The 26,310-nt window shown below is 59.4% G+C and carries 22 protein-coding genes and 1 riboswitch; of the genes, 20 read left to right on the top strand and 2 right to left on the bottom strand.

The annotated features are described in order from the left end of the window. Positions 1–31 precede the first annotated feature (31 nt). From RBI05_RS03535 to glpK, 20 genes are all read left to right on the top strand, one after another. Positions 32–1,783 (top strand): spore germination protein, encoded by a 1,752-nt coding sequence (locus RBI05_RS03535; RefSeq protein ID WP_408638300.1) that lies wholly within the window; start codon positions 32–34, stop codon positions 1,781–1,783. A gap of 115 nt (positions 1,784–1,898) precedes the next feature. Beyond that, a complete protein-coding gene (gene lysA, locus RBI05_RS03530) occupies positions 1,899–3,239 on the top strand; it encodes a diaminopimelate decarboxylase (RefSeq protein WP_310550140.1) in 1,341 nt (446 codons plus the stop codon). Positions 3,240–3,372: 133 nt separating this feature from the next. Beyond that, positions 3,373–3,804, top strand: coding sequence for a peptidylprolyl isomerase (locus tag RBI05_RS03525; protein WP_150456706.1), 432 nt, complete (start codon positions 3,373–3,375; stop codon positions 3,802–3,804). Positions 3,805–4,191: 387 nt separating this feature from the next. Continuing rightward, positions 4,192–7,800: a collagen binding domain-containing protein gene (locus RBI05_RS03520; RefSeq protein ID WP_310550139.1), complete on the top strand. Its 3,609-nt coding sequence runs from the start codon at positions 4,192–4,194 to the stop codon at positions 7,798–7,800. Positions 7,801–7,989: 189 nt separating this feature from the next. Beyond that, a riboswitch (FMN riboswitch) is annotated at positions 7,990–8,166 on the top strand. Positions 8,167–8,369: 203 nt separating this feature from the next. Beyond that, positions 8,370–9,500, top strand: a complete 1,131-nt coding sequence (gene ribD, locus RBI05_RS03515; protein ID WP_310550138.1) for a bifunctional diaminohydroxyphosphoribosylaminopyrimidine deaminase/5-amino-6-(5-phosphoribosylamino)uracil reductase RibD — start codon at positions 8,370–8,372, stop codon at positions 9,498–9,500. A gap of 15 nt (positions 9,501–9,515) precedes the next feature. After that, entirely contained in the window at positions 9,516–10,181 is a 666-nt protein-coding gene (locus tag RBI05_RS03510) for a riboflavin synthase (protein ID WP_150456703.1), read from the top strand. An 83-nt stretch (positions 10,182–10,264) separates the two neighbouring features. After that, positions 10,265–11,518 carry a bifunctional 3,4-dihydroxy-2-butanone-4-phosphate synthase/GTP cyclohydrolase II gene (locus RBI05_RS03505; protein WP_310550137.1) on the top strand — a complete coding sequence of 418 codons (1,254 nt, stop codon included), beginning with the start codon at positions 10,265–10,267 and terminating at the stop codon, positions 11,516–11,518. A gap of 48 nt (positions 11,519–11,566) precedes the next feature. Next, positions 11,567–12,031 (top strand): 6,7-dimethyl-8-ribityllumazine synthase, encoded by a 465-nt coding sequence (gene ribH, locus RBI05_RS03500; protein WP_150456701.1) that lies wholly within the window; start codon positions 11,567–11,569, stop codon positions 12,029–12,031. A 147-nt stretch (positions 12,032–12,178) separates the two neighbouring features. After that, positions 12,179–12,970, top strand: coding sequence for a segregation and condensation protein A (locus tag RBI05_RS03495; RefSeq protein WP_150456700.1), 792 nt, complete (start codon positions 12,179–12,181; stop codon positions 12,968–12,970). After that, entirely contained in the window at positions 12,939–13,550 is a 612-nt protein-coding gene (gene scpB / locus RBI05_RS03490; RefSeq protein ID WP_150456699.1) for an SMC-Scp complex subunit ScpB, read from the top strand. The genes RBI05_RS03495 and scpB overlap by 32 nt, the downstream gene beginning before the upstream one ends. Positions 13,551–13,842: 292 nt before the next feature. Beyond that, positions 13,843–14,568 (top strand): DUF2953 domain-containing protein, encoded by a 726-nt coding sequence (locus tag RBI05_RS03485; RefSeq protein WP_310550136.1) that lies wholly within the window; start codon positions 13,843–13,845, stop codon positions 14,566–14,568. Positions 14,569–14,661: 93 nt separating this feature from the next. Continuing rightward, positions 14,662–15,150 (top strand): GerW family sporulation protein, encoded by a 489-nt coding sequence (ytfJ, locus tag RBI05_RS03480; RefSeq protein ID WP_310550135.1) that lies wholly within the window; start codon positions 14,662–14,664, stop codon positions 15,148–15,150. A gap of 174 nt (positions 15,151–15,324) precedes the next feature. Further along, the gene (locus RBI05_RS03475; protein ID WP_408638289.1) at positions 15,325–16,572 is read left to right on the top strand and encodes a D-alanyl-D-alanine carboxypeptidase family protein; all 1,248 of its coding nucleotides are present in this window, start codon (positions 15,325–15,327) and stop codon (positions 16,570–16,572) included. After that, positions 16,569–17,234, top strand: a complete 666-nt coding sequence (locus RBI05_RS03470; RefSeq protein WP_310550133.1) for a nucleoside recognition domain-containing protein — start codon at positions 16,569–16,571, stop codon at positions 17,232–17,234. Before RBI05_RS03475 ends, RBI05_RS03470 begins: the two co-directional genes overlap by 4 nt. After that, entirely contained in the window at positions 17,213–17,746 is a 534-nt protein-coding gene (locus RBI05_RS03465; RefSeq protein ID WP_310550132.1) for a spore maturation protein, read from the top strand. The genes RBI05_RS03470 and RBI05_RS03465 overlap by 22 nt, the downstream gene beginning before the upstream one ends. An 81-nt stretch (positions 17,747–17,827) precedes the next feature. Next, on the top strand, positions 17,828–18,172 hold the full coding sequence (locus RBI05_RS03460) for a peptidoglycan recognition protein family protein (protein ID WP_310550131.1): 345 nt from the start codon (positions 17,828–17,830) through the stop codon (positions 18,170–18,172). A 20-nt stretch (positions 18,173–18,192) separates the two neighbouring features. Then, positions 18,193–18,942, top strand: a complete 750-nt coding sequence (locus RBI05_RS03455; protein ID WP_310550130.1) for a pseudouridine synthase — start codon at positions 18,193–18,195, stop codon at positions 18,940–18,942. Positions 18,943–19,260: 318 nt separating this feature from the next. Continuing rightward, positions 19,261–19,977: a response regulator transcription factor gene (locus RBI05_RS03450; protein ID WP_150456490.1), complete on the top strand. Its 717-nt coding sequence runs from the start codon at positions 19,261–19,263 to the stop codon at positions 19,975–19,977. Next, positions 19,978–21,447: an ATP-binding protein gene (locus RBI05_RS03445; RefSeq protein WP_310550129.1), complete on the top strand. Its 1,470-nt coding sequence runs from the start codon at positions 19,978–19,980 to the stop codon at positions 21,445–21,447. Between the two features lie 103 nt (positions 21,448–21,550). After that, positions 21,551–23,047 (top strand): glycerol kinase GlpK, encoded by a 1,497-nt coding sequence (glpK, locus tag RBI05_RS03440; protein ID WP_223879741.1) that lies wholly within the window; start codon positions 21,551–21,553, stop codon positions 23,045–23,047. A gap of 112 nt (positions 23,048–23,159) precedes the next feature. Here the strand turns inward: glpK and RBI05_RS03435 are convergent, their stop codons facing one another. After that, a complete protein-coding gene (locus RBI05_RS03435) occupies positions 23,160–24,410 on the bottom strand; it encodes a methyl-accepting chemotaxis protein (protein WP_310550128.1) in 1,251 nt (416 codons plus the stop codon). Between the two features lie 242 nt (positions 24,411–24,652). Beyond that, a complete protein-coding gene (serA, locus tag RBI05_RS03430) occupies positions 24,653–26,245 on the bottom strand; it encodes a phosphoglycerate dehydrogenase (protein WP_150456486.1) in 1,593 nt (530 codons plus the stop codon). Positions 26,246–26,310 lie beyond the last annotated feature (65 nt).

The following is a 26,310-nucleotide window of genomic DNA, read 5'->3' as shown; positions in this document are numbered from 1 at the left end:
GGAACCGCGCCGGAGGGGCTTTGTAGCCCTGATGGACAAGTGGTTCGGCGAGGAAGAGGAAGATCAGGAGGACGAAGAAGACCCAAGCCTGTCCGGCGCCAAGAAGCCGGGGGAGGATAAACAGCAGCCGGATGAAGAGAGCGAGGATGGGCAAGAGGGAAGCAGGAAGGCGAAGGCGAAGCGCAAGCCCAAGAATACAAGCCAAGCGGCCGCTGGCGAAACCAAGTCTGACGATCCCAGACAGCAGAAACGCGACGCCGAGAAATCCGATTCTCTGGAGGAGTCGATCCGTTACTGGCAGGGCAGCGACCGGATCGACTCCAGCCTGGACCGGGTCAAAGAGACGCTGAAGGAGACGGTCGGCCTCGGCTCCACCTTTGACGTCATTTTCCGGGAGATGAGCTTCGGCGGCAAGCGGACGGCGCTGCTGTGCATCAGCGGTTTTACCAAGGATACGATTGTGGACGAGATTCTGAAACGGCTGACCTATCTCACTCCGGAGAATCTGTCGGCGGAAGTCATCCGCGATTTCATGCACGTCTATATCCCGCATATCCAGGTTGAACTGAGCGATATGCTCAGCGAGACGGTGAACAAAGTACTGACAGGGAACAGCGCGCTCTTCATCGAGGGAGAGAGCCGGGTAATCGTGATGGATACGCGTGCTTATCCCGCCCGCAGTCCCGACGAACCGACGATTGAGCGGGTGGTCCGCGGTTCCCGCGACGGGTTCACCGAGACGCTGCTGAGCAATGTGGCGCTGGTGCGGCGGCGTGTCCGCGATCCCGGACTGAAGCTGGAGATGCATCAGGTCGGGCGGCGTACAAGAACCGACGTCTGCCTGGCCTATATCGACGACATTGTGGACAAGACCCAGGTCCGGGCCGTGACCGACAAAATCAAATCCATCAACATCGAAGGCATTCCGCTGGCCGACAAACAGCTGGAGGAGGCGATAATCGGAGCAGGCTGGAATCCGTATCCCATGGTCCGCTATTCGGAACGGCCGGATATTGTCGCTTCTATGCTGCTGGAGGGCCGAATCATCCTGTTCGTGGATACGTCGCCGAGCGTAGTGGTGCTTCCGACGACCTTCTTCGATCTGTGCCAGCATGCCGAGGAGAACCGCCAGACTCCTTTTATCGGCACCTATCTGCGCTGGGTCCGGTTCGCGGGCGTCTTTGCCTCCATGTTCCTGCTTCCGCTGTGGCTGCTGCTCGTGGTTCATCCGGAGCTGAAGCCGCCGATGTTCGATTTTCTCGGTCCGCAAAAGTCGGCGAAACTGCCGCTGATCGCCCAGTTTCTGCTGGTTGAATTCGGCGTCGATCTGCTCCGGCTGGCCGCCGTTCATACCCCCAATCCGCTCGGCTCGGCGATGGGCCTGATCGCGGCCATCCTGGTTGGCAACATCGCTGTGGATACCGGGCTCTTCGTCAACGAAGTCATCCTGTATATGGCGGTCGCCGCAATCGGCATGTTCGCGACTCCAAGCTATGAGCTTGGGCTGGCGAACCGGATCGTCAGGCTGGTGCTGCTGGTGCTGGTCGCGATATTCCAGGTGCCGGGCCTCGTCATCGGCTCGACGGTGCTGATCGTCATGCTGACCCTGAACCGCTCGTACAATTCGTCATATTTGTGGCCGTTCATACCGTTTAATGCAAAAGCGCTCGGCTCGATTCTCTTCCGAACCCCAGTGCTGTACGCCAAAACACGGCCGTCTTTCAACAAAGCGCGCGACAATACCCGGATGTCGGACTCCACGGACAATCGGGGACAATCGTAGGAAAATACAAATCAACAGCGCTTTAGTCCATTCTTTGGCGTTCCCCCGCTCTGCTATACTGAATACCATAACCAGCTGGGATGGAAATTCCACAGAAAGCGGAGGAATGGCGTATATGTTTCTACACGGGACGAGCCGGTTGAATGCGGCGGGCCATCTGGAGATCGGCGGCTGCGACGTAACCGAACTGAAGGCGGAGTACGGAACGCCGCTGTATATTATGGATGAGGCGCTCATTCGCCGCAGATGCCGCGAATATATGGATGCTTTTGCCGCGACCGGACTCGGGTTCCAGGTTGCCTATGCCAGCAAGGCGTTCTCGGTCATGGCGATGTGCCGTCTGGTTGACCAGGAAGGGCTGTCGCTGGACGTCGTCTCCGACGGCGAGCTGTATACCGCCCTGAAGGCGGGCTTTCCGCCGGAGCGCATTCATTTTCACGGCAACAACAAGACGCCGGAAGAGATTGAAATGGCGCTTGATGCGGAGATCGGCTGCTTCGTGGTCGACAATTTTACCGAACTTGCGCTGCTTGAAGCCATCTCCGCAGAGCGCGGGGCAAATGTGCGCATCCTGCTGCGCGTAACGCCGGGCGTCGAAGCGCACGCACACCATGCCTATGCCGCGACCGGACAGACCGATTCCAAATTCGGGTTTGACATCGGCAACGGTTCGGCGCTGGAAGCTGTCCGCGCCGCAGAGGCGGCAGCCCATCTGGATCTGCTCGGCGTTCACTCCCATATCGGGTCGCAGATCTTCGAGACGGAAGGATTCCAGCTGGCCGTTGAGCGCGTAGCGGCTTTTGCCCGCAAGGCGAAGGAAGAGCTCGGCGCGTCTTTCCGGGTTGTGAACCTGGGCGGAGGCTTCGGCATCCGCTACGTGGAAGGCGATACGCCGCTGGAAGTCTCGGAATATGTGGCGGCGATTGCGGATGCTGTGAAGACGCATTTTGCCGGGATCGACGCCGCTCTGCCCGAAATCTGGGTGGAGCCGGGCCGCAGCATTGTCGGAGACGCCGGCACCACGCTGTACACGGTCGGCACAAGCAAGGATATTCCGGGCGTGCGGAAGTATATTGCAGTAGACGGCGGCATGACGGATAATCCCCGTCCGGCCCTCTATGAATCGAAGTATGAAGCGATTCTGGCCAACCGGGCGGCGGAGCCGGCCGCAGAGACCGTGTCCATCGCCGGCAAATGCTGCGAGAGCGGCGACATGCTGATCTGGGACGTCGAGCTGCCCGAGCCCAAGAGCGGCGACCTGCTGGCGGTAGCCTGCACCGGCGCGTACAACTACTCGATGGCGAGCAACTACAACCGGATTCGCCGTCCGGCAGTCGTCTTCGTGGAGAACGGACGCAGCGACCTCGTCGTGCGCCGGGAGACCCGGGACGATATTGTGGCCGGCGATGTGATTCCGAGACGGCTTGCTGCGCAGCAGCCGGCAGCGAAAGCCTAGGCCGCAAGCGGCCGCAGCAGAAGGGGGCATTCCCGTCCGGCGGGAGGGCCCCCTTTGCGTCCGGGCGGCTTTCATAGTACACTGTTAAAAGATTTGACCAATCATTGTCCACATTGGAAAGGGGTATTTACATATGGCAAAGCAGGCGAAGATTCAAATGGAGAACGGGGAAGAAATCGTAATTGACCTGTTCGAGCAGGACGCTCCGAATACTGTAGCCAACTTCGAGAAGCTGGCGAATTCGGGCTTCTATAACGGTCTCGTGTTCCACCGCGTCATTCCGGGCTTCGTAGCCCAGGGCGGCTGCCCGAACGGTACCGGCACAGGCGGCCCCGGTTATACCATCAACTGCGAGATCAATCCGAACAAGCATGAGCGCGGAACGCTCGCCATGGCGCATGCCGGCCGCAACACGGGCGGAAGCCAGTTCTACATCTGCTACGCGCCGCAGCCGCATCTGGACGGCCAGCACACCGTTTTTGGCAAAGTGGTCAAGGGGATGGAACAGGTGGATACTTTCAAGGGACGCGACAAGATGGCGTCCGTTGAAGTGGTAGAGGCATAAGACGCGGAACACCCCAGCTCACACGGACAGGCCCTCGTTCCCTAAGGCGAACGAGGGCCTTTTTGCGTGGAGGAAACGGCGGGAAAACAGGACATAAGCAGGTTGACAGAATAGAGGTTGCCGAATACCATGAAGGAGAACTGTTCTTTATATAGAACATCTGGAGGAAGTTTTTTTAGAAACGCTGATTCTCGGGTGTGTCAATGAGGGTGATATAAGGTATATACCCGTCTGCGGGCATCGAGAGAGGTGAGCTTCCTACATAAGCATACGGCAGGCATACGGCGGATGAAGTTTTGTGGCCGGAACGGTCATATTTGCCGGAACGGCCAGGTACAATGCAAGTGCGTGCTGCACGAAGAACAAGAAACCGGAGGGGTTGCGTACATGTTGAAGAGAAGAATCAGTATGTGGCTGGTCGTGCTGCTGCTGGTTGCCCAGTACAGCTATGGCGTCGGTTTTCAGCCATCGGTCAAGGCGGCTGCAATCGACCGCGCCGGCACCATCATCACAAGCGTCTCCATGGCGGTCTACGGGCCGGATGGAAGTACGGTCACGGGAGACGTCTACGAACAGGGCTCCAACGTAACGCTGGATTATACCTGGGAGCTTCCGAACGGCCACGGCTATGCCGCCGGGGATACCTTTTCCTTCGAGGTTCCCGACGCCTTCAAGCTGTACAACGACGTCAGCGGCATTCTGGCTTCCGATGAAGGAGAAGTCGGAACCTTTACCGCAAGCTCAAGCACGCACCAGGTCGTAATGACCTTCAACGATTTCATTACGAACCATGAGAATGTAAAAGGCACGCTGCGCCTGAAGACGCAGTTCGATACGCAGACAATTACGGGCAGTACCACGCAGACGGTCCAGTTCCCTGTGAACGGGGATACGCAGGTGGTGGTTCTGCACTTCAGACCCCATGTCAGCTCCACCATAGACAAGAAGGGCTATGCGCCGGCTTACAACGCCGGAACCGTTACTTGGAACGTCGATGTCAACAAGACGCTCGATGCCGTCTACGGAGCCGAGATCACGGATCCGCTTCCGGCCGGCCTTACGCTGGACCCCGGTTCGGTAGCCGTCCATTCGCTTGAAGTGCAGCTGGACGGAACCGTCATTCCGGGAGCGGCGCTGGATGCGTCCCGTTACAGCTGGTCCGCAGAGGGAGGCACCCTCCGGCTGAAATTCAGCGATGATACGATCCGCAGCGCGTACCGGCTTTCTTTTGCCACAACAGTCAGCTCGCCGACGGCAACCGTGTTCAAGAACACGGCCACCTTCCGGGGCGGCAATCTGAACCCGGCAAGCGCCACAGCTACCGTGCAGATCAAGCGGGCCGCTGCGCTCAAGAAGACGGTTACCGCTTACGATCCGGGTACCCAGACCATCTCCTGGGCGATCCAGTATAACTATAATTTTGCCGCCATTGCCCAGCGCGATGCGGTGCTGACCGACCAGTTCAACAACAGCCAGAGTCTGGTGGAGGACTCCGTTGTGGTCCGCAGCGTGGTGCTGAACGAGAAGGAGCAGCCGGTACCGGACGCCGTTCTGGTTCCGGGAACCGATTATACGGTCGAGAAGACGACCTATGGCGCGAAGAGCGGCTTCAAGCTGCAATTCCTGAAGGACCTTCAATCTCCGTATCTGATTGAATACAAGACCCGGGCCAACGAGCGGGTGCTTGCCGTGGATACGGTAACAAATACCGTTACAACCGGAACCTATTCTTCCGAAGCGAAGCAGGAGATCAAGCCGGATGTGATCTACAAGACGGTCAACGCCGACGGAGCGAACTACCGCGACCGGGTCGTGGACTGGAAGATTACCGTCAACGAGGACGGATACCCGATGGCCAAGGTGAAGGTTGCCGACACCTTTGAGTCCGGCGGACTTACGCTCATTCCGGGAAGCGTGGAAGTGCGGGACGGCGACAAGACGGTTCTGGACCCCTCCCGTTATACGCTGACCTATGACCCGGCTCATCTGGACCGCGGGTTCGTGATAGAATTCAACGAGCCGATCAAGAGCAAAATGACGATTCGCTATCAGTTGAATTTCGATTATTCCGCTCTTCATGCCAATTATAAATTATTCCGCAACAAGGCTTCCGTAAGCTGGACCGACGACAGCGGCAAGACGCTGCAGCAGACGGCCTACGGCCAGTTCGATCCGCGGATCGAAACGAAGAACAACGGCTTCAAATACGGACAGTATAACGCCGTTACCAAAGATGTGTATTGGTATATCGGAGCCAATTACAGCTACCGGGCCCTGAAAGAGCCGGTGGTCAAGGATACGGTTGGCCCGGAACAGACACTGGACGAATCCTCGATCAAGGTCTACCAGTTCCAGATGCGCAATAATGGGCTGACCAGCCGACTCGGCGAGATCGACAAGTCCAAGTATACGGTCAAGGTTGCCGACAACGGCAGCGGCGGCAAAGACATTACTGTAACGCTGAAGCAGGCTGCGGATTATCCGTTCTATGTAGGCTTCCGAACCTCACTCGCAGGGAAGGTGCTGAACTCTCCGAGCCTGACGAACACGGCCTATGTGTATGACGGCCCGGAACCGGCCTCCGGCCCGCTGACCGGCAAGGTAACCATTCCTTACGGCGGCGATCTGGTCGCCAAGGATGGCGTCCAATCGGGACTCACCCTGGACTGGACGGTTCACATCAATCGCAGCCAGTCCACGCTGGAGCAAGCTAGGGTCACCGATACGGGGAGTGCGAACCAGGTGTTCCTGCGGGATTCGTTCCATCTCTATCCGACGGTGATGGACCCGGACGGACGGCTGGTGAAGGGCACGGCCGAACTGGCAGAGGGCACCGACTATACGCTTGAAATCGCTACGGACAGCGAAGGACACCAGAATTTTGTACTCGCATTCCCGAATGCAATCCATTCTTCCTATGTATTGGAATACAAGTCGCTGATTGCCGCTGGCAACGGCGAGAGCGTGACAAACGGCGTGAAACTGAGCGGAACCAATGCGACCGAGATCGTCAAGGAGACGACGAAGAGCATTATTGTCGGCGTCAGCAGCGGTTCGGGAACGGGAACCGGCGTGCGGGGAACACTGACGGTACGCAAGCTGGACTCCCGGGATCATCTTACGGTACTGGCCGGTGCGACCTTTGATCTGTACCGGGTGATCGATAACGAGCGCTTCCTGCTCGGAACCGAGACCACGGGAGAGAACGGCAGAGCCGTCTTCAGCAAGGTGCTGTCAGGCCAATATGTGCTGATCGAAAAAACCGCCCCTCAGGGATATATCCTCTCCACACAGGAATATCCGGTTACCGTTAGTCCGGGAGCATCGGTAGATCTGGCGATTACCAATGACAGACTGGTACCGGCGACACCAACGCCGAGCGCAAGCCCAACACCATCGGCGAGTGCATCGCCATCACCATCGCCAAGCGCATCGCCATCGCCGACGCCGAGTGTGACACCAACATCTAGCGCCACACCGTCGCCGAACGAGAGTGCATCGCCGTCGCCGACTGCGTCGCTGTCTCCGGATACCAGCGCATCGCCGGCGCCGGGCACGTCGCCGACGCCTGCTGTCACCGATACGCCGGGAACCGGAGCTACGCCAACGCCGGTGACCGTGCCTACGACGGCTCCGACGCCTTCGGCATCGCCGGGTGAGATCATCATTCCGGATGACATCACGCCGGCAGGACCGGGATCGGGCGGTGGCCTGGTTACGGCGAATCCGACCGCAGCACCGGCCGCTTCGGTCAGTCCGGGAACCGTTCCCGGGGATGACGGAACGCCGGTTCAGATTGAGGAAGAACCGGTGCCTCAAGGCGGCGTTGAAATTCCGGACGAACCGACTCCGAAGGGAACGACGTCGGAAGCCGCAGGGTCGCTGCCGAAGACGGGAGAATCCAGTTCGATGCCGATCTATATGGCCGGTCTGGGCCTGATTCTGATCGGAATTCTGTTGAACCGGTTCTTCAGCCGAACGCGCAAAGACCACTAAACTTAGAATGATAGCCGGGGCTTCATTCCCCAGGAAATAGCAGGACGAAGAGGCGCGGATGATCCGCGCCTCTTCGTTGTTGTCGATAGGGGAATCTTTCTATGGCTTCAAGCCGCTATCCGTCGGTAGCGGCGGCTTGCCTTTTTTGAAAGAGGGTGTTACTTTTAGAATGTTGAAACTGAATATGGATTGATCCTTCAGGGCAGGGTGCAATTCCCTACCGGCGGTGATGAACGGCACGGCGAAGCGAGTCTTCCCGGCCGGGACAAGTCCGCTACCCGGTCGGCCGCTGCAGACAGCGTGCTGAACGGTGGACCCGGTGCGATTCCGGGACCGACAGTATAGTCTGGATGGAAGAAGGAGAGAACGGCTATGCCGCCCTTGCAGGCGGCAAGGCAGCATCGGTGTAACCGGCGGCTTTGTGTTACTTTTCACATGCATGGCCGGAGCTGTATGCTGTGCATGGCTCTCTGCATTCAACCGTCTTGACTCCCTGGAGCGCAAGACGGTTTTTTTGATGCATACTTATAACAGCTATCATGCCACGGAGGAGAGGTCGCAGCCATTCTATGGATATAATGAATGATGAGTTTTACATGTCGCTCGCGCTGGATATGGCGGAACGGGCCCAAGGTCAGACCGGGATCAATCCGGTTGTCGGCTGCGTGGTGGTCAAGGACGGGGCCGTAATCGGCGTCGGCACGCATCTGAAGCGGGGAACCGGACATGCCGAGGTGCACGCGCTGAATATGGCCGCAGGCCAGGCCAAGGGCGGAACCGCTTATGTCACGTTGGAGCCGTGCAGCCATACGGGCCTTACGCCCGCTTGCAGCAGACGGCTGATCGACGAAGGGGTGGCCCGGGTCGTCGTGGCCTGCGAAGATCCCAACCCGCTGGTGTCAGGCCGGGGAGTTGCCATGCTGCGCGAGCACGGAGTCGAGGTCGAGGTTGGGGTGCTCCGGGAACGGGCGCTGCGGTTGAACGAGAAATTCATCAAATATATTCTGACCCGTCTGCCGTTCGTGACCTTGAAGACGGCAAGCACCCTGGATGGCCGGATCGCGACCCGTACCGGCGACAGCAAGTGGATTTCCAACGAAGAATCGCGCGAGGTCGTACATACGCTGCGCCATCGCCATCAGGGCATAATGGTCGGCGTGGGCACGGTTCTGGCCGACAATCCTTCGCTGACGACCCGGCTCCCGGTTCCGGGGCTCAATCCGATCCGCATTGTGGTCGATTCCAGGCTCCGCACGCCGCTGGAGGCGGCGGTTGTTGCGGACGGCCAGGCCCCGACGATTATTCTGACGACCGAGGATGCCGACCCGGAACGGGAAGCGGCTCTGGCCCGGGCCGGGGTGCAGGTAATCCGCTGCGGGACCGGCTCGCGCGTCGACCTGCACCAGGCGATGGATCGGCTCGGCCAGATGGAGATCGGCTCCATACTGCTGGAAGGCGGAGGCGAACTGAACGGGGCGATGCTGGAAGAAGGACTGGTAGACCGGGTGGTTCTTTTCCTCGCTCCGAAGATTGTCGGGGGAGGAGCCCAGGCGCCCTCCGCTTTCAGCTTCGGAGGTGTGGAACGGATGGCAGACGCGATTGTCCTGCGTGAGCTTGAGGTCGAGCGGCTCGGCGACAATCTCTGTCTGACCGGCATTCCGGGGACCTTCGGGCCGCAGAATGCGGCGGAATTATCCTAAAGAGAGGTGGAGGCTATGTTCACCGGACTTGTGGAAGAGGTGGGAAGCCTGCGCGGCGTCTCATCCGGCGGCGAAATGATGGTTCTCTCGATTGCAGCGAAGAGAATTATGGGAGATCTGAAGATCGGCGACAGTGTCGCCGTCAACGGCGTATGCTTGACGGCGACGTCGATAAGCGAAGGGCATTTTACCGTCGATGTCATGCCGCAGACTTACCGCCATACAACGCTCAAGGAGCTGCGCGCGGGAAGCAGGCTCAATCTGGAGCGGGCCATGGCGGCGGGAGGCCGCTTCGGCGGCCATATCGTCCAGGGACATGTGGACGGAACCGGCATTATCCGCGGGATGAAGCGGGACCAGAACGCCGTGGTGATCGAGATTGTGCCGGACCGGGCGGAATTGTTCAAATTCATTATCCCGAAAGGCTCGATTACCATTGACGGAATCAGCCTGACGGTTGTCCAGGCTGCCGGCTCGTCGTTCACGGTATCCATTATTCCGCATACGCTTGGCGAGACGGTGCTCGGTTACAAGCATGCGGGCGACAGCGTCAACCTGGAATGCGATGTTCTCGGCAAATATGTCGATCACCTGCTGCATTACGGCTCCACACCGGCAGGCGAGGGGCGCAGCGAATCCAAGATCAGCAGCGAATTTTTGGCGGCGAACGGATTTCTATGAGAATCTGTCCCCGCCCCAAGTAAAGGGATTGCCGGAAGACGCGTCCTGCAAAATTCGGGAGTCCCTGCCAGGAGGAAGAGAAGATGAGTGAATCGCAAGGGCAGGAGCGTGTGCTCGACCGGATCGAAGAGGCGATCTACGATCTGATGCGGGGCAAGGTCGTCATCGTCGTCGATGATGAAGACCGCGAGAATGAAGGCGACTTCGTGGCACTGGCGGAACGGACGACGCCCGAGGTTATGAATTTCATGATTACCCATGGCCGGGGGCTGGTGTGCCTGCCGATTACGGCGGAGCGGGCCGAGGAACTGGATCTGAAGCCGATGGTCAGCCGGAATACCGACTTCCACGGCACCGCGTTCACGGTGTCGATCGACCATAAAGATACGACAACCGGTATTTCCGCCTATGAACGGTCGTTAACCGTGAAGGCGATCATGGACCCCAAGGCCACTGCGGCGGATTTCCGCCGGCCGGGGCATATGTTCCCGCTGATTGCCAAAAAAGGCGGCGTCCTGCGCCGCTCCGGCCACACCGAGGCCGCCGTCGATCTCGCCCGGCTGTGCGGCGCCTACCCGGCGGCCGCCATCTGCGAGATTATCAAGGAGGACGGGACGATGGCCCGGCTGCCGGACCTGGTGGAGATCGCCAGACAGCATGATCTCAAGCTGATCAGCATCAAGGACCTGATTCATTACCGCAACGAGAAGGAGAATCTCGTTACCCGGGAAGTCTCGGTCCGGCTGCCGACCGATTTCGGCGAATTCCAGACGATAGCCTATACGAACGAGGTGGACGACAAGGAACATGTCGCCTTGGTCAAAGGCGAGATTTCCGGAGACGAACCGGTCCTCGTCCGCGTCCATTCCGAGTGCCTCACCGGCGATGTGTTCCATTCGCACCGCTGCGACTGCGGGCCGCAGTTCGAGGCGGCGCTGCGCCAGATTGAGGCGGAGGGCAGGGGCGTACTGCTCTATATGCGGCAGGAGGGCCGGGGGATCGGCCTTGTCAACAAGCTGAGAGCCTACAAGCTCCAGGAGCAGGGGCTCGATACGGTAGACGCCAACCTGAAGCTCGGGTTCCCGGCGGATCTGCGCGACTATGGCATCGGCGCCCAGATTCTGAAGGATCTCGGGGTCCGGAAGATCCGGCTGATGACCAACAATCCGCGCAAGATCAAGGGGCTGGAAGGCTACGGTCTGGAAGTGGTCGAGCGCGTTCCGATCCAGATGCCCGAGAACAAGGACAATACCGGGTACCTGCACACGAAGCAGTCGAAGCTCGGGCATCTGCTGAAATTCGACGATATCGAGCAGGATGAGAATTCTAAATCCTAGACAGGCCGCGTCTGATTCTAATTTGAAGAAGAGAAAGGGAGAGGGATTATGCCGCAATATTTTGAAGGACATTTAGTATCGGATGGATTGAAGTACGGGGTGGTCGTGGGCCGCTTCAACGAGTTTATTACGAGCAAGCTGCTGTCGGGAGCGCTGGATGCGTTCAAGCGCCACGGCGTCAAGGACGAAGAGATCGACGTAGCTTGGGTACCGGGCGTATTTGAAATTCCGCTCATTGCCCAGAAGATGGCCGAGAGCGGCAAGTACGATGCGGTCGTCACGCTCGGCACCGTTATCCGCGGTTCGACGACCCACTATGACTATGTCTGCAATGAAGTATCCAAGGGAGTAGCGGCAATTGCGCTGAAGACCGGTGTGCCGACCATCTTCGGCGTTCTGACGACGGAGAATATCGAGCAGGCCATCGAGCGGGCGGGCACCAAAGCCGGCAATAAGGGTTGGGACGCGGCGGCCAGCGCCATTGAAATGGCCAACCTGTCCAAATTGTTTTAAGCCCGGGCTATTGACGAAGCCGTCGTTTTCGTGCTTATTTATTAATATAGGAAGAAAGCGCAAAAGTCCGTTTTGCCCTTGTGCAGCGTCTTCAGAGGCGCTGCCTTTTGCATTTGCCCGGGCTTTTACCCACTAGGAGGATGACGCGTGACGGTTTTGTACAAGCTGGAGACGTTTGAGGGTCCGCTGGATTTGCTGCTGCATCTGATCGACAAGGCGGAGATCGACATCCAGGACATCCCGGTCAGCGAAATCACCGAACAATACATGGACTATTTGCAGACGATGCAGGAGCTGGAACTGGATGTGACAAGTGAATTTCTCGTCATGGCCGCGACGCTGTTGTCCATCAAGAGCAAAATGCTGCTGCCGAAGCCGCCGGTGATCGAGTTCGAGGATATGGATTTCTACGAGGATGAAGAGTACGATCCGCGCGCGGAGCTGGTGCAGCGTCTGATCGAATACCGCAAATACAAGTCGATTGCCGTTCAGCTGCTGGATCTTGAGAGCGAGCGGAGCCTGATCTTCACCAAGGAACCCGACGATCTCGCCCCGTTCGTGCCGGAGCAGGAAGCCTCGGGCGTCAAGGGTCTGCATACCGCCGACCTGATTGCGGCGTTCCGCAAGGCGCTGGGCAAGGCGGCCCGCCGTTCCTCCTACGCCCGGATCACCCGGGATGAAATATCGGTCAAGGACCGCATCCGCGATGTGTCGGAGTCGCTGCGTCTGCTCGGCAAAGGCGGGCGGCTGCGGTTCTCGTCCCTGCTGCATGACGAGATGGCCCGCCATGAAATTGTGGCCACATTCCTGGCCATTCTGGAGCTGATGAAGATGAAGGCGATCTTCTGCTATCAGGAGCGGCTGTTCGAGGACATCGTCATGGAGTGGAGAGGAGGAGACGAATGGAATGGATTACAAGACACTGAAATCAGTTATTGAAGGGCTGCTGTTCCTGGCGGGCGAGGACGGTCTGTCCACCCGTCAGATCGGCGAGATTACCGAGCAGAAGCCCGACCTGATCGGCCGCGTGCTGGGCGATATGCGCTCTGAATTCGCTTCGGCGGGACGGGGACTTCAGGTGGTGCAGATTGCGGGCAACTACAAGCTGGCCACGCTGCCCGAGCATGCCCCTTATTTTGAGCGGCTGGCGTATTCTCCGTCGCGGGCCACCTTGTCCCAGGCAGCACTGGAGACGCTGGCCATTGTGGCCTACCGGCAGCCGATTACCCGGGTGGAGATTGAAGAAATCCGCGGCGTCAAGGCCGAGCGGGCCATCCACACGCTGGTGAACAAGGATCTGATCATGGAGGTCGGCCGCTCCGAAGCGGTGGGCCGGCCGATTCTGTACGGCACGACCAAGGCGTTCCTGGACAGCTTCGGGCTGGCCAGCCTGAACCAGCTGCCCGAGCCGGCCGGAGGCGATAGCGACAGTCTGGAGGAAGAGACCCAGCTGCTGTTCGACAAGCTGGATACCCGGCAGATGACCCTGGACGAAGTCGGTCCCGGGACCGATGACTGACGGACTCCGGTCTTCCTTCTCTGACAATGACAACGCCCGCTGGCGCTTACCGGACACGTTCCGGCAAGCGCCGGCGGGTGTTTTTGGGTTCCTCTAGAGCTGCCGGCTATCGGGCTGGACACCCTAGACTCCGGTTCAGGTGGCCGCTGCCGTTCTCTGCTTCGGCCTGTCTTCATATCTCTTCATGCGGCAGGAGGTCCGGACGAGGAACGAGCGCAGCGAATTTTTCCCAGTTCAATTCGCCATACTACCTGAGGTGGCAGTCATGACGAATGTCCGGGAGGAAGAAAGCATGCCTATAGGATGGATAGTGGGGATCGCCGTGCTGGCCGCGGTGGCAGCGCTTGTCGCGCTGATTCTGATCTCTTTCATCGAATTCAAGGTTCACCTGAACCGCTCCGGCCGAAATGACCGGGTCCGGATCGACGTCAAGGCGTTCTATGGTCTCGTCAACATGCAGTACACCGTTCCGTCCATTGTATTCGACGGGTTGAGACAAGGGCTGAAGGTCCGGCTCGAACGGTCGGGGATGGATCAGCTGATCGGACCGGCAGAGGAGCGCAAGCGCGTGGACAAGGAAGCGGTGGAGCGGATGCTCCGCATTTGCCGGCAGGCGCTGCAGGGGACCGACGGGATGAAGGAATGGTCGGTTGAGACGCTCTCCCGCGTCCGGGTTACCCGGCTGGATTGGGCCACTGACTTCTCTCTTGGAGACGCGGCGGAGACCGCTGTGGCCGCCGGAGCGCTCTGGGGCTGCAAATGGATCGCCGTCGGCTGGCTCTCGCGGTATGTCCGCCTGCAGCAAACACCGCGTTTGTTCGTCAAGCCCGTCTACAGCGACCAGCTGTCTTTTGTCACGGAGATGGAAGCGGCGGGCCGGATTCGGGTGGCGGAGCTGGCTGCGGCCGGCTGGAAGCTCCTGCGCCGGGTGCGGGCTGCGGAGAATGGATGGAGCAACTGGAAGAGCCTGCTGCGGGGCCTTCGGAGCGAAGCCGGAAGCCGGCGGCCCGCAGCCTGAACCCTTGGGATGGGCGTACATAATTGAACCAGTCCGGGCGCACACTGTAACTGATCGCTACAGTTCATTAAAGCTCATTAAGGAGGACTATTCATGAGTGACCATCCCATTCAGGGCCTGATGCAGACCGCAATGGAGAACATCAAAGCCATGGTCGATGTCAATACGATCGTCGGCGACCCGGTGAATACGCCGGACGGCAGCGTCATTCTGCCAATCAGTAAAGTGGCCTTCGGCTTTGCGGCCGGGGGCAGCGATTTCCGCGTTGAAGAGGATGAGAAGACGACGTCGGCATCCGCTCCGGCGGGCGGCGTGAAGCTCCTTCCCTTCGGCGGAGGCAGCGGGGGCGGGGTCTCAATCCGGCCGATTGCGTTTCTCGTTGTGGGCCGCGAAGGAGTGCGCATTGTGCCGCTTGATAACCAGACCCACATCTTCGAGAAAATTATCGACGCCGCTCCGAACCTGATGGACCGCATCCAGCGCATGTTCCAGGAAGGTTCCTCCGAAGGCGGGAACAAGGACGGCGGATCATCCCAAAGCGGCAAGAGCGAGGTTTCCTTTACGCCAGCCAATCCGCTCTGAGCCTATCTGGATGCCAGTGATTCCCCGCTTCCCTCTAAGGGCAGCAAAGCCGCTCCCCATGCCAAGACGGCAGAGGGAGCGGCTTTGCTGCGTTCCGGTGACATAAGGAAAGTGGACCAGGCATACACTTGTACCATCGCGGTTATACCATACCGGAGCATAAAGGAGCCGAAAATGCCTATGAACCGATGGATTACCAAATGGGCGGCGCTGCTCGGCATTCTGGCGCTGCTTCTGCCGCCCGGAGCCGTCTCTGCAGGAGGCGTCTCGACCCAGGCGCGGGCGGCGGCGCTGATCGACGTGGAGTCGGGCCGGATTCTGTACAGCCACAACGGCGACGAGCCGATGCTGATCGCAAGCCTGACGAAGATTATGACGGCCATTGTCGCCATTGAGAACGGCAAGCTGGACAGCGTCGTCAAGGTCGGTAAGAACGCTTATGCCAAGGAGGGGTCCTCGATCTATCTTCGGCAAGGCGAAGAAATGACGCTGGAGACTATGCTGTACGGTCTCATGCTGCGCTCCGGCAATGATGCGGCGACGGCCATCGCCGAGCATGTCGGCGGCTCGGAAGAAGGGTTCGTCCATTTGATGAATGCCAAGGCGGAGCTGCTCGGGCTGAAGCATACTCATTTTGCCAATCCGCACGGACTGGATGCCGAAGGCCATTATTCCACGGCGAACGATCTGGCGGTCCTGACCGCCTACGCGCTTCACAATCCCGTATTCAAGGAGATCGTGAAGACCCGGGTCAAGACGGCCGACAATCCGAACGAACCGTGGGATTACAAGTGGAGCAACAAGAACAAGATGCTGCGGCTGTATGAGGGCGCGGACGGCGTCAAGACCGGCTATACCAAAAAAGCGCTCCGCTGCCTCGTAAGCTCCGCCACCCGCAGCGGGCAGCAGCTTGTCGCCGTCACGCTCAACGACGGCAACGACTGGAACGACCATATGGCGATGCTCGATTTTGGCTTCAGCCAGTATCCGCTGAAGCGGATTGTCGAGCGCGGGGACCGGGTGGAAGGCTACGCGCTGGCTGCCGGAACAGGCTTCGCCTACCCGCTGAAAGCCGGCGAGGCCGAGAAACTGAAGACCCAGCTGGTGCTGGAGAGCGGCGCCGGGAAGCGCGCGAAGGTTCAGGCCGAAGGGAGCGCGGCGTCCGGGACCGCTTCGGCCCAGGGCACTTCCGCCGATACGGCTTTCGGTCTGCGCGGAAGACTGGTGTTGACGCTCGGCGGCCGGGAGATCGGCCGGGTCCCCGTCTACGACCCGGACCGGCTGCCGCCGGAGGCGCAGCCCTTCGGGAGCGTCCGAAGCAGCAGCGCCGGCGTGCATCCGGCCAAGAGCTGGAGCGCGGCGCTTGCCGACGCACTGCGGGTTCTGCTGACCGTTCGCCCTGAAGGAGGCGAAGCCGGATGATCAACGCCATCTGGCTCGGCATGATTGTGATCGGCTTCGTCTTTGCCGCCGTCAACGGCCGGATGGACGCCTTTACGGCGGCGGTATTCGACGGGGCCAAGAACGGGGTAACCGTCAGCTTCGGGCTCATCAGCATCCTGGGATTCTGGCTCGGCATGATGAAGATCGCGGAGGAGGGGGGGCTGCTCCGCGTTCTTTCCCGGGCGATGGGTCCGCTCGTCCGCTTTCTGTTCCCCGATGTGCCGAAGAACCATCCGGCCATGGGGTACATTCTCAGCAATATGAGCGCGAATCTGCTCGGGCTCGGCAATGCGGCGACGCCGATGGGCATCAAGGCGATGCAGGAGCTGCAGACGCTGAATCCCGACAAGGAGACGGCGACGCCCGCAATGTGTACCCTGCTTGCGCTGAACACCGCCAGCATCACGCTCATTCCGGCCACCCTGATCGCGATCCGGCTGAACTACGGATCGAAGGACCCGGCCGGCATTGTAGGCACTACGCTGATGGCGACCTTTGTGGCCACGCTGGCTGCGGTTGCCGCCGACCGGTACTTCCGCAGGCGTCTGGTCCGCCGGCAGCGCAAGCGGCCTCCGGGACCGCCTGTCTCGGGCGGGGGACAGGGGAAGGAGGACGTTCCGTGTACGCGTTCCTCAGCCTGATTTCTTCCTGGGCCATACCGGTCCTGGTCGCCTTCATTCCCCTCTACGCTTATACGCGCAAGGTTCCGGTCTACGAGTCCTTCGTAACCGGAGCCAAGGAAGGATTCGGCACGGCCATCGGCATCATTCCGCCGCTGATCGGCATGCTGGTGGCGATCAGCGTCTTCCGCGCTTCGGGCGCTCTGGACTTCTTCATGGGTCTCATATCGCCGGCGCTGGAGGCGGTCGGCATTCCGCCCGAAGTGCTGCCTCTCGGCCTGCTGCGCCCGCTTACCGGCACCGGATCGCTGGCCTACACGACGGAGCTGATCCGCGTTCACGGTCCCGATTCCCTCATCGGCATGATCGCATCCACCATCCAAGGCAGCACCGATACTACGCTGTATGTGCTGACCGTCTATTTCGGCGCAGTCGGCATCCGCAACGGGCGGTATGCCCTTAAGGTCGGGTTATTCTCCGATCTGGTCGGCTTTGCCGCCGCCATCGCGGTCTGCCTGCTGACCTTCAGGTAATTCCCCCGCCTTGCAGGCACCAGGCACCCCGGCGCTTTCCGGCTCATATGCTATTTCAGCATGTGGGAAGGGGGCGCCGATTTGTCTTATCAGGGGTTTGTCATCCATCACTCCGCCTGCCCGTCCATCAACGGCAAAGGCTTCGATTTCTGGGTCGCCCGGGACGGCGGAATCCATGCCGCGCCGCTTCTGACCGACCCGGAATCCATCCACATCTGTCTCGAAGGGGACTTCGGACCGGGCGGCTCTGCTGGCCGGGACGGGGCGCCGCCTGAACAGATGTTCGCCGCCGGCAAGCTGATTCTCGAGCTGTCGGGGCGCTACCGGATTCCGTCCGGCGCCGTCCGGTCCCATGACGGCGTCTGTCCGGGAAGTTTTTTTCCGTGGAGCAAGCTTGTGATTTCTCCGAACGATGGTTATCATTAGGCTGAGGTGACTAGTCGACAATGGAGCGATTGCAGAAAATACTGGCCCAGGCCGGCGTTGCGTCCAGACGCAAATGCGAGGAACTGATTCTGGCCGGCAAAGTGGAAGTCAACGGGGAGACCGTCCGGGAGCTCGGTACGAAGGCTGATCCGGCTGTGGATACGATTACGGTGCAAGGCAAGCCGATCAAGAACGAGAAGAAGATCTATCTTATGTTCAACAAGCCGAAGGGAGTTATCACCAGCGCCTCTGACGACAAGGGACGCAAGATTGTGACCGACTACCTGAAAGGGATCCAGGAGAGGGTGTATCCGGTCGGACGGCTGGATTATGATACCGAAGGATTGCTGCTGCTGACGAACGACGGAGAGTTCGCGAACCTCCTGACCCACCCGAAGCATCATGTGCCCAAAACCTATCTGGCAACCGTAGAAGGAATTCCGCACGGAACTTCGCTGGACAAGCTCAAACAGGGCATCAATCTGGAAGACGGCATGACCGCTCCCGCCGAGTTGGAATACAAGGATATCGACGAAGAGAAGAAGGAAGCGGTTATCAGCATTACCATTCATGAAGGCCGCAACCGCCAGGTACGGCGGATGTTCGAAGCTATTCATCATCCGGTAACCCGGCTGAAGCGGATCTCCTACGGCGGGCTGCCGCTGGGCAATCTCAAGCGGGGTCTGTTCCGCCATTTGACCAAGGACGAAGTCAACGAACTCAAGCAGCTCGCCCTGTCCGGACTCGGCAAGAGTCAAAGACCGCGTTAACGTCACAGAAAGTTCACAAAGAAGCCCCCTGCCATTCGATATAATGTTCATAGGATGTTCACACACTTTCCATATTTTATGAACAGGATTATCGGAAGGAGCGGAGGGGGCTTTTTTGCTGTGCTGCGGAGGGCTGAATGGGAGCCTGGCTCCACAAAAGGTTACTCAACCGTTGACAGTACACGGCAGAGGGATAGTACAATAGAGAGAGTGGGCCTGACAAGGATGGCCTGCTGTTGAATTCGGATTTTAGCGAAAAGAATCGATTCCGGTCGATTATTTATAGGGTTTGTACTTGATGAAGGGGTTGTTGTGAAGATGGCAGATCATTTGAATCGCATCCTGGTCGTCGATGACGAAGAACGGATTCGCCGGCTGCTCAAAATGTATTTGGAGAAGGAAGGCTACGAGATCGACGAAGCCGAAGACGGAGAAACGGCTCTCCGCAAGGCGACTTCCGCCGATTACGGCCTGATTCTGCTGGACGTCATGCTGCCCGGCATCGACGGCATGGAAGTGCTTACGCGGCTGCGCGGCGTCAAATCGACCCCTGTGCTTATGCTGACGGCCAAGGGCGAGGAGATCAACCGGGTGCAGGGCTTTGAGATGGGCGCCGATGACTATGTGGTCAAACCGTTCAGCCCGCGCGAAGTGATCTACCGCGTCAAGGCGATCATGCGCCGCTCGTCGGCGACGGCTTTCCTGTCCAAGGAGAGCAATTCGAGCAACAATATTGTCTTTCCGCAGCTCGTGATCGAACACGATGCGCACCGGGTAACGGCCGGCGGCCAGGAAGTCAGCCTGACGCCGAAGGAATACGAGCTGCTTCATTATCTGGCCGTTTCGCCGGACAAGGTATTCTCCCGGGAAGAGCTGCTGAAGGATGTCTGGAATTATGAATTTTTCGGCGATCTCCGGACCGTCGACACCCACGTCAAGCGCCTGCGCGAGAAGCTGAACAAAGTGTCGCCCGAATCGGCGGCGATGATTACGACCGTCTGGGGCGTCGGGTACAAGCTAGAGGTGCCTAAATAAGTGAACTTCTGGAGATCGCTCGTCGGCAAGCTGTGGGTGACGATTATTTGTCTCGTTGCGGTCGTTCTGATGACGCTGGGATTGTTTCTGCTACCGTACATCGACAGCAATTTTTCCAACTCCGGGGCTATCAAGCGGTTGTTTATGTATACGGCCATGATCGGTTTTTCGATGACGACTTTTTTTGCGCTGTTTCTGTTCACGAAGATTACGCAGCCGATGCAGCGGGTAATCGAGGCGGCGAACGCCATTCGGCGCGGCGAATACGGGACACGGCTGAAGCTCGTTACCAGCGATGAGATCGGGGAGCTGGCCACCAGCTTCAACCATATGGCGGCGGAGCTGGAGACGACCATCCGCAGCCTCGATCATGAGAAGAGCCATCTGGCCAGCGTTCTTCGCAGCATGACGGATGCAGTCATTACCTTCGATACCGACGGATGCGTCATTCTGACGAACCCGCCGGGCCAGGCGCTGCTTAATGAATGGAGCGACCTGCTGTGGGACAAGGGAGAGCCGGAGGCTGCGGAGGAAGAGGAGGGTCAGGCTGCGGGCCGGCGCCACCAGGTGCCGCCGCCGCTGCTGCCGCTCTTCCGCCAGACACTTAGCGACGGGGGAGACCAGCGGTCGAATATTCATGTCCGGCAGGGGGTCTGGTCCGTCCATATGGCTCCGCTGCATGTCGAAGACGACCTTCAAGGCGCCGTGGCGGTACTGCGCGATGTGACGGAGGAAGTCCGGCTGGAGAAGATGCGGCGCGATTTTGTAGCAAATGTCTCCCACGAAATCCGGACTCCGCTCTCCATGATGCAGGGCTACAGCGAAGCGCTGCTCGACGGCATGGCTTCCTCGCCGGAAGAGAGCAGCGAGCTGATCCAGGTCATTCACGAGGAGTCGCTGCGGATGGGGCGGCTGGTGAAGGACCTTCTGGATCTGGCGCGGATGGATGCCGGCCACAGCGATCTGGCGCTTCGACCGGTGGATTTGAACGAACTGCTGGAGCGGATGTACCGCAAGTTCTCGGTGAGAGCGAAGGAGCGCGGCATTATCCTGACCTATCACCGCCGTTCAGACCGACTGCATCTTGAGGCGGCCGATGAGGACAAGCTGGAGCAGGTGCTGACCAATCTGCTCGACAATGCCTTCCGGCATACGCCAGAGGGAAGGAAGATTGCCCTGTCGGCGGAAGTACGGACGATAGAGAGCCGGACCGTAATCGAGGTCTGTATCCGCGACGAGGGGGTCGGCATTTCGCCGGAGGATTTGCCGTTTATCTTTGAACGCTTCTATAAGGCCGACAAGGCGCGTGTCCGCGGGGAGTCAGGCGGAACCGGCCTTGGGCTGGCCATCGTCAAGAATATTGTGGAATCCCACCGCGGCACCATAACCGCCGGAAGCAAGCTGGGGGAAGGAACGGTATTTACGCTCCGTCTTCCTGTCGAAAGCCAGCCAAATCCGGCCAAGTCCTGACAGCGCCTCTTGCAAGAGAGGTGCTTTTTGTTGAAACGGACCGATTAATCTTGTTCACCGTGGAACAACCGGGCAGGGAGTATTTACAAAAGGAGCCATGTGCATGAGCAACTATATCCTGGCGCTTGACCAGGGAACGACCAGTTCCCGGGCCATTCTGTTCGACCGCGAAGCCGTCATGCGCGGAATCGGACAATACGACATTGCCCAGTCTTTTCCGAAGCCGGGCTGGGTGGAGCATGATCCGAACCAAATCTGGGAGTCCCAGGTGGCTGCCGCCCGGGATGCAATAGCCGCAGCGGGCGCGACGGGGCAGCAGATTGCCGCCATCGGCATCACGAATCAGCGCGAGACGGCGCTGGTGTGGGACCGGACGACCGGGGAACCGGTCTACCCGGCCGTCGTCTGGCAGGACCGCCGCACCTCCGGCGCCTGCGAAGCTCTGAAAGCGCGCGGCCTCGAAGGAGAGATCGCCCGCAAGACCGGGCTGGTGGTTGACGCGTATTTCAGCGCGACCAAGATTGCCTGGATTCTCGATCACGTCGAAGGAGCCAGAGAACGTGCGGAACGCGGAGAGCTGCTCGCCGGAACCGTCGATTCCTGGCTGATCTGGAAGCTGACCGGCGGAACGGAGCATGTCACGGATGTGACCAACGCCTCCCGGACGATGCTGTTCGACCTTCACCGCCGGGCGTGGGACGAGGAACTGATGCGCGAGCTGCGGGTGCCTGCTGCGGTGCTGCCTGAAGTGCGGATGTCGGGAGGGTTGTTCGGGATAGCCCGGGCCGAGTGGTTCGGCGCCGAGATTCCGATTCTGTCCGTGCTCGGAGACCAGCAGGCGGCCCTGTTCGGCCATACCTGCCTGGAGGCCGGCAGTGCCAAGAACACATACGGCACCGGCTGTTTCATCCTCATGAATACCGGCACGGAACCTGTCGCTTCCGAACACGGGCTGCTGACTACCATCGCCTGGGGCATGGGAGAGGAATTGTACTATGCCCTGGAGGGCAGTGTGTTCATGGCCGGGGCGGCGGTGCAGTGGCTCGAGGAAGGCCTCGGGCTGATCGACAACCCGATGGCCTCGGAAGAGAAAGCAATGGAGGTGCCCGATACCGGAGGCGTGGTCGTCGTTCCCGCGTTCACCGGACTGGGCGCGCCTTACTGGGATATGTACGCCAGAGGAGCCATCTTCGGGCTTACCCGCGGTACTACAGCCGCCCATCTGGTCCGGGCCACGCTGGAATCGCTCGCCTGCCAGACCCGCGATGTTATCGGGGCGATGGAAAAAGACGCCGGCATGCCTCTGACGGGCCTGCGGGTTGACGGCGGAGCCGTCCGGAACGACCTGCTGATGCAGTTCCAGGCCGACCTGCTCGGCAGCGAGGTCACGCGCACCGTCTATGCCGAGACCACGGCTCTGGGCGCTGCGCTGCTGGCCGGTCTGTCCGCCGGCTTCTGGACGCGGGAGGGCCTGGAGGCGTTCAACCGTTCCGAGCGCGTGTTCAAACCCGCCATGCCGGAAGCCGAGCGGGAGGAGCGGTATGCCGTCTGGCAGGACGCGGTGGCGCGGACAGTCGGATGGGAGAAGCACGGCCGGTAGAGGACCGGCAGGAACATGTTAACCGTCCTGTCAGGACAACAAAGCCCGCATTCGGGCCGGCAGCAGGAGCTTCCGGGTAGAATGCGGGCTTTGTGCGGCTTGCGGACGGCGGTCAGAATTTGAAGATATGAATGGTCTTCTGAAGCTGAAGCACCGCGCGGGTCATGTTCTCGGTCTCTTCGGCGACGACCTGGATGGCATGGATCTGGTCATTCATGCTGGCCGAGACTTCCTCGGTGCCGGCGGCCGATTGCTGGGTGATCGCGGAGATGTTCTGGATGGCCGCCGAAATCTTCAGCGCGCTGTCCAGCATCTGATCGCTCTCCGAGGAGAAGGCGGCAATCTGTTCGGTTATGTATTGGACGCTCTGGACCAACTGGGCAAAGATCTCGCCTGCCTCCACGATCTTCTGGTTCTGGAGATTGACGATCTCCTCGTTGATGGCGGTATTGGAAATCGCCTGTTTCATGTCTTCCTCGATGCGCCGGACCAGCCCGAATACTTCCTTGGTGGCATGTGTGGATTCTTCGGCAAGCTTGCGGACTTCATCGGCAACAACGGCGAAGCCGCGCCCGTGCTCGCCCGCTCTTGCCGCCTCGATGGATGCATTCAGCGAGAGCAGGTTGGTCTGTTCGGCGATTTCCGAGATAGTACCGGTCATCTTGGAAATATCGCGGGCGCTTTTGGCAAGGGAATCAATGGTACCGGCCACTTGGCGGGTGGCCTCCAGGTTGCGGCGCATGCCCTCCGCCTGGATATCAATGGACTGCCTTCCCTGCTCGACCAGCTCCAGCGTCTGGCGCGAGCGCTTGTCCATTTCCTTGGTAGAGCGGGCATAGTCGGATACCTTCGTCTCAATGTCCTTGATGGATTCGGTCATGCCGGCAATGTCTCCGGCAATTTCGTTGGTGCCAAGCGCCAGCTCATTGGCCGACATGGACACCTGCTGCATGACGGTCTGAAGCTGCGAATTCTTCTCTTCGATGCCGCGGCTCGCATCCATCACCCGGCGCGTAATCTGGGACGCTTCGTTCAGAATGCCGGTGAGCTTGTCGATCATATTGTTAAAAGCGCGGCTGATATCGCCCATGGAGCCCTTCTCGTCGGCACGGCTGGTGAAATCGCCTTTGGAGATGCTGTGCGTGACGGAAGCCAGGTCACTAAATGAAGATGTAAGCGTTCTCTCTATAAAGCGCGCCAACGGGTACGTCAGGGCCCCGAGCACCAAGACCAGAAGCACGCCCAGGAGCCAATTCCCTGTCATCATCAAGGCCGCCAGAAACGGCAGCGCGAACAAGGCGGCCACCATATAGCAGCCTGCGATTACCCGGTCGCGAAGCGGCAGTTTGTGGAACCAGTTCATACAATCATTCCCCCTGTAAATTTTTCCTTTCAGACTCAGTATATAGGCCATCAGACCTGCCGTCCATTGTAAAAAATACAGGATTCGGGTAGAAATTTGTCTATCCCCGCACAAGCTTGGGTCCTTGCCGGTTTTGTAGGTCCGTAAGCAGGGGTGGGTCCGGTATCGGAACTTGAGGGAACGGCTTTTCTAATAAAAGAAGCCGCCCGGGGGCGGCTTCCACGCTATGAATGAGAATGGAATCAGACGAGCGCAATTTCCTTGGCGCTATTGATCTCCGGCAGCGAGGAGAGATGGGCCAGCACTTCTTCCGGCACTTCGCGGTCCACGGTCAGCAGCATGATGGCATTGCCGCCGGCTGTGCTGCGTCCCACCTGCATCGAAGCAATGTTGACGTCGTTCTGGCCGAGCAGGGTGCCGACATGGCCGATAATGCCCGGTTTGTCGTTGTGCGAGATCACGATCTGATGGCCTTCCAGCGCAATATCCACGGAGAACTTGCCGAGCTGCACAATCCGCTCGCCGTAGCCTTGAAGCAGCGTGCCGGCGACCACGCGCTCTTCGCCTTCCTCAGTCTTCAGCAGAACGGTCAGGAGATTCGTGAAGCCCTGCGTCTTCGAAGAGGTGGTGACGACGACGTTGACATCCCGCGTTTTGGCCAGATGCATGGAGTTGACAATGTTGGCGTCCGAACCGAAGTACCGGGTCAGAACGCCCTTGACGATATAGCGCGTCAGCGGCTGGGTGTCCACATCCGACAGGTCGCCCGCATAGCTGACGACAATCTCGCGGATGGCGGTATCGACGAGCTGCGAGGCGAAGCTGCCCAGCTTCTCGCCAAGATTGAAGTAAGGCTGAAGCTTGTTCATGACGCTTGGGGCAACCGGCGGAATGTTCACCGCATTGATGAACGGCTCGTTCCGAAGGATGTGCAGCACCTGTTCCGATACGTCGATGGCCACATTCTCCTGGGCTTCAACCGTGGAAGCGCCGAGATGGGGAGTGACAATGATCTTCGGATGCGTAAGGAAAGGATGATCCGCCTGCGGCGGCTCTTTCTCGAAGACGTCAAAAGCAGCGCCGGCTACAATGCCGCTGTCGATCGCTTCAACCAGCGCCAGCTCGTCGATGACGCCGCCGCGGGCGCAGTTCACGATGCGCATGCCTTTCTTCATGACTTCAAACTGCGGACGGGAGATCATGTTGCGCGTCTGCGGCGTAAGCGGCGTATGGACGGTGATAAAGTCCGCATTGCGAACGATATCGTCAACGGTGGCCAGCTTCACTTCCATTTTCTCGGCGCGCTCTTCGGTCAGGAAGGGGTCGAAGGCAAGGATGCTCATGCCGAAGGCTTTGGCCCGCTTGGCGACTTCGCTTCCGATCCGGCCCATGCCGAGCACGCCGAGCGTCTTCCCGCGCAGTTCCACGCCGAGGAAGCTCTTGCGGTCCCATACGCCCGAGACAGTCTTCGCATAGGCCTGGGGAATATGCCGGGCCAGAGCCATCATCATGGCAAAAGCATGCTCGCATGTTGTAATCGTGTTGCCGTCCGGCGCGTTGATTACGACAACGCCCTGTTTGGTGGCCGCTTCCAGATTGATATTGTCCACGCCTACGCCGGCGCGGCCGATGACCTTGAGCTTGGATCCCGCTTCGATAATTTTGGGCGTGACGGTCGTCTGGCTGCGGACGAGCAGTCCGTCATAGTCGCCGATAATGGCCACAAGTTCGTCTTCGCTAAGTCCTGTCTTCTTGTCTACCGTGACATCGGCAGCTTCCATAAGCTGCTGAATGCCCAGATCGCTGATTGGGTCCGATACCAAAACTTTAAACATGATTTCTCTTCCTCCTTAATATAAAAGCCTGTATAAGAGGAGGGCCGCGAGGCACTCCGCATTAC

This window comes from Paenibacillus glufosinatiresistens (assembly GCF_031470375.1).
Classification (GTDB): Bacteria; Bacillota; Bacilli; order Paenibacillales; family Paenibacillaceae; genus Paenibacillus_AQ; species Paenibacillus_AQ glufosinatiresistens.
Note: the sequence above shows the minus strand (reverse complement) of the source record. Positions and strands in the feature narration are given on the sequence as shown.